Genomic DNA, 937 nt, shown 5'->3' with positions numbered 1-937 from the left:
CCCTGCCTGTTGCAGCTATGGCTGACGTAACTCTGTACGGTCAAATTAAAGCTGGCGTAGAAATTTCTAAAGTAAAAGAGGGTAAGACTTCTTCTAAAACTGCTACTGAGATTGCTGACTTCGGCTCTCGCATCGGTTTCAAAGGCCACGAACACTTGGGTAGCAACCTGAATGCTATCTGGCAAGTTGAACAAAAAACTTCTATCGCCGGTGGTGACTCTGGTTTCGCTAACCGTGAATCTTTCTTGGGCTTGGAAGGCGGTTTCGGTAAAGTTCGTGCCGGTAACTTGAATACTGCTCTGAACGACAGCAGCGATAGCTTCGACCCTTGGGAATCTAGTGATGCTAACGCAGACGCTCTGCAATTGGGTAAAATCAAACGTGTAGATTCTCGTAAAGTATCTGTACGTTACGATACCCCTGTATTTGGTGGTTTCAGCGCAAGCGTACAATACCAACCACGTGACAATGCTAACCCTAGCGACAAATATACTCACACTGTGAAAAGCCGCGAGTCTTACGACTTGGGTCTGAACTACGAAAACTCTGGCTTCTTCGGTCGCTATGCTGGTTCTTATGCTAAACGTGCTGACTTGACTGCTGATTACTTGAAAGTATTCAACCGCAACAATAATTTGGCTGCTGGTACTTACAAAGATCACCAAGCTCACCGTCTGACTGCTGGTTACGATGCTAACAACCTGATGGTTGCTGTTGTAGGTCAATACGAAGGCTTCAAAGCTGACGTAGCTGGTGCTAAGAAAAACGAACGTACTGAAGTTGGTGCAACTGCTGCTTACCGCTTCGGCAACGTAACTCCTCGTGTTTCTTACGCTCACGGCTTCAAAGCTAAAGAAGAAGGCGTGAAACAAGAGAACAGCGCTTACAACCAAGTTATCGTTGGTGCTGACTACGACTTCTCTAAACGCACTTCTGC

1 protein-coding gene is annotated in these 937 nt (G+C 46.4%); it reads left to right on the top strand.

Annotated features, from left to right (window positions below):
• Positions 1-2: 2 nt before the first annotated feature.
• The coding region (gene porB / locus ACTHSW_RS10795; protein WP_440373914.1) for a trimeric porin PorB at positions 3-937 on the top strand (935 nt) is incomplete at its 3' end.

The organism is Neisseria sp. P0008.S004, from assembly GCF_051962755.1.
Classification (GTDB): domain Bacteria; phylum Pseudomonadota; class Gammaproteobacteria; order Burkholderiales; family Neisseriaceae; genus Neisseria; species Neisseria subflava_A.
This window is presented reverse-complemented; position numbering and strand designations above follow the sequence as displayed.